The following is a 15,448-nucleotide window of genomic DNA, read 5'->3' on the forward strand; positions in this document are numbered from 1 at the left end:
GCCTAGAATCAGATGATTTGATGTACTTTATGATTTCGCTCCTTCATACACGAGCAGGTTCTGATTAACCGCCTGAAGGAAGGGAGCCTCGATGCTGTAATCTCCGGCCAGCTTTAACAAATACCCATGCAGATGCGCTGCTTCAGTATCCAGACCCTTCTCCATATCCCGAAGCATCGAGGATTTCATTTCATCCGAGGACTTGTCCATCGTCTCCATATGTTTAGCCACAATATCATGGTCTAGCGGAGCCCCATGCTCAAGCATAATTCCCTCGATTTCTTGAAATAAATGCTGAATGAAATCCCGCCCGCCTTTACTCTCACGGATCGGACCGAGTGCAGACCTCATCAAGGTCGTCACACCGGCAATCGTGGCTATATACAAATACTTATGCCAAATATCTTGTTCGATAAATTCACTGCGAATGAAGGAAGGCAATGCTCCGCTCAGCACCTGTTCGATCTTCTGGATCCGGTCGGTTTGCTTATTCTCGAACTCGCCATATCTTACAGTATCAGCCTTGCTTGTCTGTACAATATGGCCCTCGCGGTTCAAGGTTGTCTCAATAAAACAAAGCCCTCCGATGACCTTGTCCTCCCCGAACTCACGTTGCAGTACCGGATAATGCGCTACACCGTTCAACAACGGCAGAATGACTGTCTGCTCGCCAACAAATGGCTTTACATCCTGAATCGCTGCTTGCAAATGGTAGGCTTTGGTTGAGAACAATACCAAGTCATAAGTTCCCGCCGTACCGGAATCCTCGATCGTGATCAGCACAGGACGAAACTTAAAATCGCCGTTGACACTGGAGATAACCAAGCCATCTTCCTCAAGCTGCTTCTTACGCTGACTTCGGACTAGAAAAGTAACATCTGCTCCTTTTTCTACAAGCCGTCCACCAAAATAACCGCCCACTCCGCCTGCTCCAAGCACTAATATACGCATTCTTTTGCCTCCATCCCAGATTGTCTGACCGTTAAAACTAAACTATAGTTAGTTTACCATATATTTATTATCGGCTTGGGGAGGCTTAGTTCTTTGCTAGATCACTCCATATACTTAGCCACTAGCTCATAACATCTTTCTTTGGTAAGCTGCGCTTACGTCGCCGCATACTCTAAGGACGTTATCGTGCCGCCTTCGTACAGTTCTCCATATTAGAAACTGGTCCGTTAGGGCCATCTGGCATCCCCGGCGGAAAAGAAAACGAGCAGTGCCAGGAAAGAACCTGGAACTGCTCGGTCTATAACAACAAACTTTATGCGGTAGATTTACTTCTTATTTGCCTGTTTAACCGCTATTTGCAATGTATCAAGCGGATCTGCAGTTTTTTGGTCAATTACATATACCTTGGTTCCTTCTTGCCATTGGATAATGGTCTCCGGATGCTCACGGAAGCCATTGATTTGTATCTTGCCACGCTCATCCGGCGGAGGAAGAAAGTGATCCTCTAAATAACTTACAATGGCTTTAGCCATAGCTTCCCCATTGTCATAATCGTCTACAGCATACTCGGGATCCGTTGGAAAGTTAACTTCGATCAACCACTTTCCTTCATTCCAAGAAATATATTGATGTCCTGCCGCACCTTCAGCATGTCCTTTAATTCCATGTCCCAAATCTACATTTGTTTGTTCAATTTCATAATAATTCTCTATGGCATTAACAGCTGTTTCTTTGCTTGAATACTGTGTTTCCTTTACTGGTCCTTCTTCTTCGTGGCGAGAATCACTCGTGTTATTAGGACTTGCTGCATTACCATAATTAGATTCATTCTGGGATTCGTTACTTCGATGATCTCCATTTAATTCTCCTATATTAGAGCTATTCGTTTGGCCGGTTTGCGTAGTGTTATTCGGTGGAGTCTGATCCATTCCTTGGCAAGCAGTTAAAGTGAACACACATACAATGGTCAGAGTAAAATAAACCTTCTTCATCATGACGAGCCTCCGTTCTTGATGTAATTAGTTCTGACTATACGTTACTCTTCATTACCCGAAATGAATATGGAATTCACCGTAACTGATTGATTACACTAACATACCTCTGACGCCATTCTTCCCATTCGCCTTTTGGAAAGTCCATATATTGACCTTCAAGTAAAGCACTAAACATATCCAGACATACATGCCATCCGGCTAGATCTATTGGGGTATGGTCATTTAAGACAGGAATAAATTCCTTTAATACTAACAAGCAACCACCGTCATTGGGAAATAGCTCGAAGCGAACCCACCCTTGTCCCCATTCGTATTGCAAATAGAACCTTTCTTTGTAGTCCTCAATCGAGATGTCAAAGAATTTATCTGTTCCATCGTTCATATTGAACTTGAGCTTCCCGCCTTTTCGAAGGTCTACAACTTGGAGGTTAGGTATCCATTTTTCTAGTTTGTCATTCTCGGTTAATGCAGACCAAACCTTTTCAACTGAATATAGTAGTGACCGATTATAGGTAGCTATATAGCCGCCTTCAAATTTCTCTACTACTGCCAGCATATCGTTACTCCTCCTTCAATAATTGTCTTAGAGTATTATCGCCCAGATTTCCTTAATTTACTAAATCTTATTATAAGCGAACAATAAAGGATCATATAAAATACAAAGTGCCAGTTCACATGTGAACTGGCACTCGTCTAAAAAAAATTTCGTCACGTACTCACATTACCAAGCGGCTTTATTGTATTGAAGCAACTTTAATCTTCATATAAGCAGCAACATGTCAGGTGTAAAAAATCTCTGGAACCAATTTTGTTGATTTTATTGGGTTTGCCGCGGCACGTGATAAACTCGAAAAATAAAAAGTCATGAACCACCAAAGATTACCATGAAAAGAAAGTTGGTAACCATCATAAGGAGGCGTGTCACCCAATGATTACCGACATGCTGGCTACATAACGAAAACCTCAGCTCTTTTATTCTGAGCTGAGGTTTTAACCTAACTATTTTTGTTTTTACAAGTCTGCTTGAAAGGGTGCAGTTCAATTATTGCCTTAAATAATATTCTTGGGGTTTATCTTTTCATCTTATATATCCTATTTAACTTCAGTTATAACATTTTCATAGCTTGAATCAAGTATTATCTTAGGATTTTGATTCCAATCATGTTTACTTTTTGCGTACTGAGATACATTCAAAGATAAATAATCACCTAGCTTTCTATCTGTGAGGTATTGATGGTTAAGAAGTACTTCATCTACCGATTCATTTATTGCTTTAGTCAAATAATAAGTCCATATACCATTTTCTAGTGTATCACAAGAATAAGATTTCTCTCCATCTTGACACGATAAAAATAATGCATAATGTGGAAATTCATTTGAGAAAATAATCAATTCTTCATCATTAATATTAGAAATAGTACTTCTAGAATATTCATCTACAAAACTCTGTGCACAAGCATCAATAAATATCAATGCATTATTGCAACTAGAATGTTTCAAAGGATCAAGCAGTAACTTTCGCAATGAAATTGCGGTGTTCGATATATCTGATTTACTCATATCGTATGTTGAGATATAGTTAGTCGCACCATCATGAAACCCATGTCCTACATAATAAAATATCAGTCTATCATCTTCTGTCATAGAGAACATTTGATATTTTATAACATCTTCAATCTCATTTTTTATGGCTTTATCATTTTGTAAAATTATAATATCACTTTCATCAACATTTAATTTATTCATTAATACTGCTTTAAATTTCGCTCCATCACTATTGGCATATTTTACTGGTGGTATTTGATTTCTTTGTTTTGGAAAATAATTTTCTATAGATATAATAATAGCTATTGTTCTTTTGAATTGTGGATTATTTACAATCAAATCAGTTATTCTTACTTTATCATTTACTAATACCGTGGAAGATAATTGTCGGATATATTTTTGATTATTCAAAAGTATATCCTCGCTTGCTTTTTTTGTTTCAATAACGAATACTAATTCTTCACCTTTTTTGATCCAATCAAAACTTACATCAGGTGTTGGATTAAGCATTGAAATGGCTTTATTGGTTATATCAATTACTTTGAAATCAGTACTTAGACCAACAATCTCATTTTCAATCGGAGATAGCTCTTTTATCCCAAAAACTATAGTGCCTCCTTTGGTATTAGCGAATGATGAAATGATCTTCGCTGTTTTTTCAGGTGAAAAAGGTACTGCATCAAATTCTAATATTTCAGATTTTGGATTGTTAAATTCAGCATCTTTAATATCAACTTTTTTGATTGGGATTTTATTTATTTTTGTCATTTTCAAAAGTTGACCGAGTGTAAACCGTTTAGGGGGTGTAACACCATCCTCATACCAAATTTCTGCATCTACATATTCAAGGACATCAAATTCAGAATCATAATAAAGTCTAACTTTATCATTATCTGATGGTCTAGCAACCACTTTTATGTCATTTCCGTTTTTAGTTATACCTCCAATAACACTTTCTGATATTACATCAGCAGCAGTACAATCATATTCTGGAAGTGTTCTAAGATGCTTAAGCACATTATCTACGGCTCTAGGAATAAGTGATTGTATATATGTTCTTCTATTAAGATGATGACTTGTAACTTCAAAAAAATCCTCAAAAGAATCTCTACTATAACTATCATTACTATTTTCTGATGAGACTACATTAGTTTTACCTATTGAAATTTCTATTGGCAATTCAATGCCTTCTTGGGAAAAGTATTTATGAATTTCATCAATCTCAGCTCTTAGTAAAAAATCAAGTTTATTACTATATCCATCTAAACCAAAACAAATGCATAACTTTTCTGCCAATCTTAATAGTACACTATTTGAATTCCACGGATTTGTTACATAAATTTTATTTTCATCAACATGCAAATTAACATATTTAATAAAGTTCATTTCTTCATATGTTATTTTCAGCTCATCTGACTCGTAAATTTCTAGATTATCAATTCTATTTTGTAATTGTAATAAATTTTGTTTAGTACTAATATCATTCCCATCATGTTCTATCCATATTTTAAAGTATGGAACAATACTGTTTAGCTTGATTTTCAGGTTATCACATGCTTCATCATTATGACATATTAATTTAAATTGATTTTGGCTCAATAATTTCACTTGAAAAAATGTCAACATTTTCATTAAATTTGGATGTGTTTTATTTCTTGCATTCAATTTTATAAAATCATACTTTTCTTGGAAAATAGACTCATTACCATCTGTAAAATAATGTAAACTATTACATTCTGTAAAAACATCCTCACTATTCAACAATCTATTGCTTTCGGACCACAATTTAACACTTTCAATATCACTTTCACTCCAATTAGCACATTCATCTAGTAATATTGTATAAATTGATTGTAGTCTTTCATGATTTTCATCTTTAATGCTACCTTCACCTTGAATATCTGAAGAAATCTGTAATAGTATACTTAGATAATCTTCTAGACTAAGCACTGTTTTAAACTTAAAAAAAGCCTTCCAGTCCTGTGATAAATGAGAACCTTTAAATACGGGTAAATATTTCCCCGAAATATCTGATATTTCCTTTGTATTTAAAAATACGTCAGGGGATGTATATGTTTTTCCTTTAAGTGTCGGAATACATTTTATGTTATTAATAAACCAAGGTAAATAATTTGAAACTTTACTACCATAAGTGCGACCAGCCATTCCATAATTTCCCCAATATGCTGTTACTTCTTTTATAACTTCCGACATATTATTATTTTCTATACAATCTTGCCAAAAAAGAAAACTTAAATGGTTATTATTCTCTAAGTAATTTATTAAAGATAAACTGACAACATTCGAAAATTCATCCGCCCAAAACGTATTTATGTATGGAGTGAATTTCATATCTTCTGTACTAAAATAACCCGCTTTAATTCCATAGTCTAACAATAAAGTTTTCGACTCTTTTTCTTTAAATGGGATCGGATTAATTCCATCTTTAACACCAAGAATTTCAAAAAATCTTCTCCAATCCTTTTTTTCTTGAATGTTATAGCAATATTCTTCGCTAATAAACATATCTTCTTTCAGTATCTTTTCGATCTTTAACCTTGGATTATAAAAGTCAGATAAATAACATTTAGAGGCTTGTAATAGTGTGTTTTTATTAGTAATAAGCTTTATTTCAGACAGCTGGCTAATTAGATTTTCTTTTAGGTCGCCTTTTCGATATAATGAAAATAATTTTTGTATTTCAGATATTGCATTATCATTATTAATATAATTACTTACTTGAGGTAAGATATTTTGTGTTATGTAGGTTATATCAGTCTTTTCTTTTACTCCCAGTTTTTCTAGCCAGGTTCTGGTTTCTAATTCATGCAATAACCAACTCAATATATCTCTATGAACAAAGGACAATTCATTGTCTATATTATCCCAATTTTCGTCATCAGCTGTTGGAAAACATACTTGTTTAGGATAGTTAATTTTATTTTTATGATCCCAGATAAAGGGCAGATTACTTACATATTCATCGGTAACACCTCTAACTTTTTCTGAATTACAACACAATCTTAAGAATTTTATTAACTCAATATTTTTTTGAATCGAATGTGTCTGTTTAAAATATACAGAATTCAAAAATGGTTTAAAATCTTTCCATTCAAAACTTGAAATCTCAAGTTGTTTTAATTTATTCCAATAAGCACATTGATGAACATAAACCTTATTTACAGTATTATTATTTTGTTTCACAATAAAACTTTTAATTGGTTCTTCACCGATAAAGTTTTTTTCTGATAGGTATGTAAAATCTATCAAGGCATCGCTAACCTTAATCAATGTATTGTTACGAGATAAAATAAAAGCAATATTTTCTTTTGCTCTTTTAATCCCTATATTGTAATGTTTTGATAAACTATCCTCATAAGGGGACTCATCTGGTATTAATTTATATGCCTCAAATGATACTTCAGAAATCACTAGCTCAGAAATCCATTTGAAAATTTCGTAAGAAATGCATTCAAATAACCACTGGTTCCACTTTGAATCTTTATGAATATTTTCTCTATTAGCCGAAATAAGAAAATTTGTGTTTACTAACACTGGAAATTCATATTTTGTTTCACCAGTAGGTAAATATGAATATAAAACTCTATCCTTTTTTTCTAAAGAAATTATGTTAGTGTTATCAATTTGTGCTGCAAAAGTCATTTCAATAAATTGGGTATCTAATAATTTAGGAGGGATATGACGTTCTTCTCTAAGAGTCTTTCTTAACTCTTCTGAAACATTTAATTGAATATTATTTACCAACCAGTCTTTTTGAGAATCTGTTCCTTTATTTAGGATTATTCTATTTACATTAGTCCTATCAATTGTGATAACTTTATCTTCGAAATGAATCTCTGTAATATTTTTCAAAAATATAAACATATTAATATTTTTAAATAAGTTTTGAATTGCTTCTCTTGTTTCTTCGATGTGCTTTATTTTTAGTACTGTTGCAACACTTGAACCAATTTCCGATATAAAACTTCTTATTTCTGGTCTAACCTCTATAGTTTCTGTGTATATCGGGATTATTTGCCAGGGGTATTGAAATCTTCGATTATTTTCGTCTTCCCATTCTTTTTGCGATTTATCCCATTTCCATTCAAAATTATAAGAATTGTCAAATCTAAAGAATTCTCCGTTAGTATATATTACAACATTGTTTGATTGACCAAATACTGATTTGAATCCAATACCCTTATATCCAGTCTTTTTTAAGTCGGATTTTTTTGTCCCGTTGTTAATATTACAAATACCGCGAATATCTTTTTCATCAAACACTTTACCTGAATGAGCTACTACCAATTCATTATTAAATACTTTTATCCAAACTTTAACCCCGCTAGTATTGCAAGATGAGTCATCAGCATTTTGTAAAAGCTCATATATAAATCTATCTGAATCTGTATAAAGATCTATCGATAAAGCAGCTATAGAATCAGCTTGATTTGCTGCTTGTGTTGGATTCATATAACTTGTATTATCATTAAATATTTTTTGCAACGCTGGCATCAAATCTGTACTATTCATAATATCACCTATCCTAATATCAAAAGTTTCCCTTGCTTTAGAACTAACTTTCGCAGAGCACAAATCATCTTAAGAGCATGTCGTTGCAGTCTTTCAAGGGCTCAGGTATTGGGCTTGTAAATAGAAAAACACCGCTTCGTTTGCTAAAGTGAGAGTGTCGAGCAATCATTTCAACCGAAGAGGTGTCTACCCTAATGTTAGCCCAACCATCTGAATTGAATTAACTGCTTAACGAGCTAAAGCCAGCGTTCCAAGAATGGAAAGTCATGCAGCATCTGCAACAAGCTGGATTTCGTAAACACTTTGGCTTTAGCTGCGCCCAGCTATTTCAACTTGTCTTCGTTTTTGTTGTTCCATCAGAAAAACTGGTTTCGCCTGCTTGAGATCCGTAAGGACGATTCCATGCCCAGCAAGATGCGGTTTATCGCTTTCTTAATCATACCGGCACCCTCAAAAGGAGAATAGAACTTCTAAAATATTATTAACCTTCCCTTATTTATACTTTTTAAGTTCATCCCTATATTCAGACAATAACAATTGGTTTAATTCTGCGTAAGCCTCAAGTTTCTTGATTTTCGAATTTATAGTCTTTCGTTTCTTTTCATTCTTATCTTGGTGTTCTCCCCAAATATCATCGATATCACTATACAAATCTCGGAAGATTACAGAAAAATGGTCGTCTTCCTGAAGAGCCGCTGAATTCTCTAACCATTCGATAGTAGAGTCATCAGTTGCAGCCAGTGTAGCTTGTTCAAAAACATATTTCAACCATACGCGCACGGCTTCATCTATTCCATTGGCTACATCCAGCCACTTTTGAACTTCCTCTGGGATACCGTCCTTTGCATCCCTTCTATTTTCAAAGAAGAAATGGCGATCGTTTTCAGGATCAAGTCGAGTTAGAGCACGAAGTATAGGCTCAAAATTTTCAAATGGCCTTGAGCCACTTGGGAACGTTAATCTGTGATTCCATAGCTTTAAAATTGCTTCAAAACAACGTTCTTCCGCCTCTTTTTTTTCAGCTCCAGTGCTATTTTCAGCTCTTTCGATTTGCTCAGCAATATAATGCGCCATCCAACGAGCAGTGGTATCTACACCGGGGTCCAAATTAAGCTCTTTGACTAGCGCTTTGCCTAAGTTCATAGTGCGTCTCTGTATCTCTGAGTCTTCCATCGGCTGAGAAGATAAATAATTTGCTAAGCGGTGGCTTATACTCATCCGACTCACTTCCTCTCATGTATGATTTCTGTCTATATCTTCTTCGAAGTTGAACTTCAATAATTAATTCACTTTGGAATTCAGTACAAAGTCTTTTTAGAAATGAGAGCGATGCTGTTAGTCGATTACCACTGCGTATTTCCTCATCTTCCAGATTATCATGAATTGGAACCCAGATTTCACAAATCATTGATGCTCTATTCTCATTGGCCAAACTCCATTCTCTCTGTTCATAATCAGCAGATATCATCATTTTCTCAGCGATTGACCTTCCTATTTTATAAGGCGGGTAATCTACTTTAGCAGAATGTGGATCGAACTCATCCAGACGCTTATATACTTCTTCTTGATATACCCATCCTTTAAGTTTAAAAGTATCCAAATCAATCTCCATTTCCTCTTCTTCGTAAGCAGGTAACTTAAAATCATGAGGATTTGAACATGTGCTCAATGCATGCAAAAGAGATTGAGCAGTGGCCGATGATACGAGAGAGCTTGCAATATTGAAACTTTCCGCTCTTTCACTATCTCCATCCTCCCAAGATCCGAACACGTTTAGCCATAGTTCTCCGTTTCTTTCAGACAATATGCCATCAAGAATATCATTATTTGATATCTCTTCACGCCAATCTGGACTTCTTACTTCATTAATCCATTCCCTTCTATACAAAGGGATAGGATCTCTACGGTCATACAGCCAATAACCATCACTTCGAGTTAATAAGTGTCTATGTAGCCACTCATACCACTCATCTTCATACCAATCCGAACTGTGAACAACAGGCATCTTCTCTAGCAACCTTGAAGCTACAACAAACATGGCATGATACGATAAATAAAAATTATAATTATCTATTCTCGGATAGCTCCCATGACTATGATAAGTTCCTTGTTGTTCCCTCGACGATCTCCATAATGAATGACGCGGGTCATCTTTATATCCACCATCATGTTCTCTTTTCCATTCATTAATAACAACATTCGTTGTAAGATCCTCCACTTGCTCACTGGAAATACCGAATACCCGCCCTAATGGTTCAAACCAATACCTATCAAAATCGTACCCATGATAAAAATTCAAACTAGTATCAAACGTCTCGTTAGCATGCCAATAACTATCTCTTGTTTCCCAACGGTCTTTTAATTCAACCTTATCAAATTGACTCTTCCCCACTTTTTGCAATGATTCAATTACCTCTTTCGAGTAAGTCCCTGGATGAGCCTTCTCGATATTGAATGCAATATCAGTTGCATATTTTTGAATTAGCATATGAGGAGAAGACTGTACGGCATATTTATAGAAAACATTACAATGACTTAGCAAAATGTGCGGATTATCAATTGATATTCGAGCAAGTGAAATCAATAAATATAATCTTGCATGTAGGTTGTAAAACGGAAATTTACTAGCACCAAATGCATCAACAGTATCCCTTTCCATCCAATCAATTAAAGCATCGATCTCATCCCTGCATTGAGATTCTGCGAGTCTACGAACACAGTGAACGGCACACCAGCGTGTTGAAGATCTTGGAGAACCTAAAGCAGACCAAACAAAACCTGTAAAAGCACTATCCATGTGAATCGGCGGCAACAACAATTGAGACCATGGCCCATCAGCGTACTCAGAGTCAATATGTAATTCGAATCTCGATAATGCAAAATCGAGTAAATCAGTTGCTTCCTGTGTTGTGATATATTTCGAAGCAACTGTTACAAAGCCAAAAAATGTAGTTGCATGAACCAAATCTCCATGGGTTGCTAATCCTTCGATTATTCCTTTTTGAATAAAGGGTATATTTTCCGCTCCTAAATGAAGCCTCCTAGTGAAAAAAGAGATTGATCCCCTTTCCAGCAGAAACGTAGCAAATCGTTTCCCTACGAATTGCATGATTTGGGGCCACTCAATTTTAATGCTCATTTTGCGATGCCATTCTTCCGGCACTAACAAAAGCGCATTCTGTATATCATAAAAATCGGCTTCATTTACTTTAATAAGCTCATACAAAAATTTCTTCGCTTCACTATCGGAAATTCGATTGTAGACTTCACGCCATAAGAACTCGCTGTTTCGCACAGTCTGAGGAAGTCCATCATAGCGTTGGATAGCTTGTCTTAATCCATTAGATGAAACCAAGTCCAAATCATGCAGCAGATCGTTCCAATCAATCGCACTCTCTTCCGACTGTACACAAAGCGAGGAAGTACTTTCTTGGTTAAGAATATTCCCTTCTTCATCAATAATGTCGCGATTATAAGCAATAACTTCATCCAATAGATTACTTTGTAAAGAGTACTTTTTAGCAGTTTCAGCAATCCTTCCCCAAACTTCCCCTCCAACTCCGTTTATCCTAAGTTCTCTAATGACTGATTCAAAAATATACATCCGATTATCATGCGATGTTTCCTTCATAATACATTGTCTTGAGAAATCCCCTATTTCAAACTCCGTCATGAACGCAGAAAGAGACCATGCTACCGTTGGTACAACGTAGCCGCTTCTTACAATTTCCTCGGACAAAGCAATTAATTGATGATTATATCGACCAATTTCCCGGTCCCGCCATCTGCTTAGTGCGGCGATTCCAGTTACCGGGGACAATCGAATACAAGTCCTAACAGCCTCATCCCTATCCCAATACTTTTCGCGAGCTACATTTTCTCCTATAAGCTCTGCACAACGTATAAATCTGTAAGCTAAATCATAAGGTGCAAACTCATCTACTTTTCTTTGGTTAGCTAGGGAAACAACAGCTTCCCATCTCTCGACGATTTCATCGCCAAATTTCGAAACGGCATCGATGGCAAAATTGAAGTAAACAGCGGCATCATCACGATTTACATTAATCAATGCTCGTGCAAGATCAATGTAACAGTTTGCCCTTTCCTCTGGGCCAATGTCTGTAGCAGAACGGATTACGTCATAAGCATATTGTTCAAAATCTCGCTTCTGTCCATCTAAGTGGCTTAATCGGAAAGCAGAACGAACTAATTTTAGATGATCAGGAAGAAACATCCCGTTACTCTTTATATAATTTTCATAAAAAGTTTTGACTGACATTTGTCCGGGAAATTTATGAAACATCAAAATGTCACAACATATTCTAGCTATTTCCGTTGGCAAACTATCATAGTCTCTATATCGACTCGCTGTTGCTGATCCTGACTTCTTTTTCACTTCTGCTACATCATTATCAAACTCAAGAATATCCCCTGCTAAACAGCGTATCCGGAGCATATACCAAGGTAACAGTCCGCCAATCACCTCTTTTATTTCTCTTACCTCTTGCTCATCCTTATATTTTTTATTCTGTTGTAGATCCTTTGGAAGCAATTCATTAATATCGAATTCCAAATCTGAAAGTAATACTTTTTTCAATGCCAGTGCACGCATAAAAATTGCACGATCTTTATTATCGTAATCGCTTGTAATAGATCGTGAAGCACATTGAGGGAAATAATGATTTAGAACTCTGATGATTTTCCCCTTCGGTAATTTGTTTGCTGCGCAAGATTCAAGAAAAGAGATAAGAGATTGAAGTGTTGTGTCCTGAAAAGTATTTTGTTTTTTTGAAATTCTAGCCCGTTTTGTAGTTAGTAAATCAAGGCAAGAGCAGAGCACATCAGAATTGGGAATATGTCCAATATCTAAGGACTCATGTGCAAAAGCAATTATTAAATACTGATTACGCGAACCGAGTTTTGCAAACTGCATTGCAGCAGATAATTCCCCTAGGTCCATAAGACGTTTAAATAGTTGCCTAGAAATATGATAGATTACCTTCTTCGGTCGCCAACTCATAAGAAATTTGAAGGCCCTCTCTACCCCATGTAAATTAAAATGTGTGTATACGAGTTCCATAATTTCTTCATTTTTTAGTTGCTCACGATGAAATGGAATATCTTCTTCTTTTTTCTTGTCTCTATCTTGGAAGTATAGACTTAACCAGTTCTCAGCAGCCCTAAGAAAGCTTCTGGCTTCCCCTCTAAAATTCTTGACTGTTGATAACAACGCTGCTGAATAAACATTCTCTGATCCTCTCCAAGAACCGCTAAACAAACGACGAAAAGCAAACTCCTGTACACGTTGTTCATCTTGTAAAGGCGCAATCAGATCAATATTGCTTGCAAGAAGTTCGAACTGTCGTTTATCACCAGCTACTTCTTCACCAGCTCGTAAAGCTAATTTAATTGCCTCAACAAAGCTTTTTTGCTTCAACGAAGCCTTAAATGCAAATTGAAGACGAAATACTCGAACATTTCGCTCATCAATGGGATTATCGGGGAGATAATTATCAGATAAAGCCAATTCAACAAGATCGGTGTTCTTCCCTGCTTGTAATAACAGAGCAGGCATAGCAGAAGCTACATATGAATACTCGTTAGCTAATGGTTTGATTTGTTCAATAAAAAACTCTATTTGTTCCTTCGATGCTGCATAAGTTTCCCTAAACCATGTTTCCGTAGGCTCATCTCTAAACTGAACTGAGGAGTCAGAAAGCCATAAGGGACGTCCCATATCTGCAACAAAACTTCTTATAGCAGACTCCTCAACATCAGCTGCCCTAGATAGTATCTTCAGTGGAATAAAGGGAGGTAATGTAGCAAGACCTACACAGATAGAGTCGATTTGTTTTCTGTAATCATCATGAAGTTTATCTCTTATTGTATCAATTGCTGACATTAATTGTCCTTCTATTTGTTCATCGACAGTGGTTCCAATACTACCAAGTCTGGAGAATACTTCATCAATCGTATTACCATTTAAACTTAAAGCATTTGACTGCACACGTGGATTGCCACTAGTAAGCCTATGAAATTCTATTCCATCCTCTATAGACGCTTGCGGAAAATGAGATCTTATATAATCAAAAGACTCTTTCTCCGAAAATGGATTTAACTCAAGTTGTTTGATGTTACTAGGCGGCTGGAGTAAATGTATACGCTCGGTTCTACAAAGGGCAACTATTTTAGCACCTTCGATTATACGTTCACGGAGAAGTTCATGGGCAAAGCAATTATCATTGAACTCCGCCGCGGCCATTTCAGCATTATCAGCTGCATCTATTAGAATCACTAGGACTGCATTGCTATTTGATTTCTTCATAGCAATAACTGCTGTATCAATTCTGTCGAGGAACTTTCTTAATATATCTGTTTCAGATGCACCGGAATTCACAATAAGTGGGTCACAAAGGCCTTGTACAGCCAATTCATTAACAATTTGAACAAATGCTTGACGATGGTGATGCCTCACTTCGCTCCGATTACGATAACGTCCACCACCAAAGCAATCATATACAACACCGAAAGATCCAACAGGTAATGATTTGGCTATTTGACGAGCAAAGACCGTTTTTCCTACCCCTCCAGATGCATGTATAATCAACGGGGCTTCTGATGTTAAAATGGTTTTCAACAAATCATTATGCTGCACTCTATGTACAAGAGTTTCAAGTTTTTCAAACTCGAGTGGAGCAGGAAAGAGATCACGATCAGATGTAACCTTAAATTTTTCAAGTATCTCCTCACGAAAAATCACACCATTTGAATCAGGTAATGCCTTGTCACGAACCAGTCCAGTAATGCTTTCTATTTCAGGATTATCGACGCTACCGGCCACCAACTGAGATATTTCTAAATGAAGCCTATACTTCTGTGCATTATAATCTCCTTCACCGTCTGCAAATTTTATACAAGCACAAAACTTTTTTAGATCTTCCTCAGACAACTGAGTATATTTTAATAATGTGTTCTTATACTTTAAATTAGCTTTCTCGCCAGCAGATAATTTTCCAATATTCACCTTAAGATTTTGATTAACTGGTCTATTTGTGACAATAGTAAAGATGACACTATCGACTTGGGTAGTGGCACTGGTAAGCTTTTGAAACCGTTTCGAAAACCCCTCAAATGTTTCCCTTAGATCACTAAGATCAAAAGGATTATTTTTATGTACAGTGGTGTGTTTCAACTGATAATATGTTACGTCTTGAAATCCTTGCCTAGTTAGTGAATCAGAGTATTCAGCAACATCAATAACATATTCTCCTGCAAGTTTATTCTCCTTAGAACCCTCAATCACAATTTGATTAATTCGAGACTTAGGTGAGATTAAACGCAGACACCGGCGAGCTGCCCATCGGTAATGAAAAATGTCACCGGCTCTTGAATACCTAACAAGTTCGTTCTCCAAAGTATCCACC

At 36.1% G+C, this 15,448-nt stretch carries 6 protein-coding genes and 1 pseudogene; 1 reads left to right on the forward strand and 6 read right to left on the reverse strand.

Going from position 1 to position 15,448, the window contains the following annotated elements; genetic code table 11:
- Positions 1 to 27: 27 nt before the first annotated feature.
- From KQJ23_RS07855 to KQJ23_RS07870, 4 genes are all read right to left on the reverse strand, one after another.
- A complete protein-coding gene (locus KQJ23_RS07855; RefSeq protein ID WP_216478300.1) occupies positions 28 to 951 on the reverse strand; it encodes a ketopantoate reductase family protein in 924 nt (307 codons plus the stop codon).
- A 326-nt stretch (positions 952 to 1,277) separates the two neighbouring features.
- Positions 1,278 to 1,946 carry a hypothetical protein gene (locus tag KQJ23_RS07860; protein ID WP_216478301.1) on the reverse strand — a complete coding sequence of 223 codons (669 nt, stop codon included), beginning with the start codon at positions 1,944 to 1,946 and terminating at the stop codon, positions 1,278 to 1,280.
- Between the two features lie 73 nt (positions 1,947 to 2,019).
- A complete protein-coding gene (locus tag KQJ23_RS07865; RefSeq protein WP_216478302.1) occupies positions 2,020 to 2,502 on the reverse strand; it encodes an SRPBCC family protein in 483 nt (160 codons plus the stop codon).
- A 536-nt stretch (positions 2,503 to 3,038) separates the two neighbouring features.
- A complete protein-coding gene (locus tag KQJ23_RS07870; RefSeq protein ID WP_216478303.1) occupies positions 3,039 to 8,024 on the reverse strand; it encodes a sacsin N-terminal ATP-binding-like domain-containing protein in 4,986 nt (1,661 codons plus the stop codon).
- Between the two features lie 224 nt (positions 8,025 to 8,248).
- Between KQJ23_RS07870 and KQJ23_RS24165 the strand changes: the two are divergent.
- Positions 8,249 to 8,494, forward strand: a pseudogene (locus KQJ23_RS24165) (IS4 family transposase); the annotation flags it as partial.
- A gap of 22 nt (positions 8,495 to 8,516) precedes the next feature.
- On the opposite strand, the gene KQJ23_RS07875 reads toward KQJ23_RS24165, so the two are convergent.
- Complete coding sequence (locus KQJ23_RS07875; RefSeq protein WP_216478304.1) at positions 8,517 to 9,167, reverse strand: hypothetical protein; 651 nt, start codon at positions 9,165 to 9,167, stop codon at positions 8,517 to 8,519.
- Positions 9,133 to 15,438: an ATP-binding protein gene (locus tag KQJ23_RS07880; RefSeq protein WP_216478305.1), complete on the reverse strand. Its 6,306-nt coding sequence runs from the start codon at positions 15,436 to 15,438 to the stop codon at positions 9,133 to 9,135. Before KQJ23_RS07880 ends, KQJ23_RS07875 begins: the two co-directional genes overlap by 35 nt.
- Positions 15,439 to 15,448: the final 10 nt, after the last annotated feature.

Source organism: Paenibacillus brevis, assembly GCF_018919145.1.
Classification (GTDB): Bacteria; Bacillota; Bacilli; order Paenibacillales; family Paenibacillaceae; genus Fontibacillus; species Fontibacillus brevis.

Coding starts and splice junctions, on each gene's coding strand:
- KQJ23_RS07875 (WP_216478304.1), bottom strand. CDS start 9,167: ATGAACTTAGGCAAAGCGCTAGTCAAAGAGCTTAATTTGGACCCCGGT.
- KQJ23_RS07870 (WP_216478303.1), bottom strand. CDS start 8,024: ATGAATAGTACAGATTTGATGCCAGCGTTGCAAAAAATATTTAATGAT.
- KQJ23_RS07855 (WP_216478300.1), bottom strand. CDS start 951: ATGCGTATATTAGTGCTTGGAGCAGGCGGAGTGGGCGGTTATTTTGGT.
- KQJ23_RS07865 (WP_216478302.1), bottom strand. CDS start 2,502: ATGCTGGCAGTAGTAGAGAAATTTGAAGGCGGCTATATAGCTACCTAT.
- KQJ23_RS07860 (WP_216478301.1), bottom strand. CDS start 1,946: ATGATGAAGAAGGTTTATTTTACTCTGACCATTGTATGTGTGTTCACT.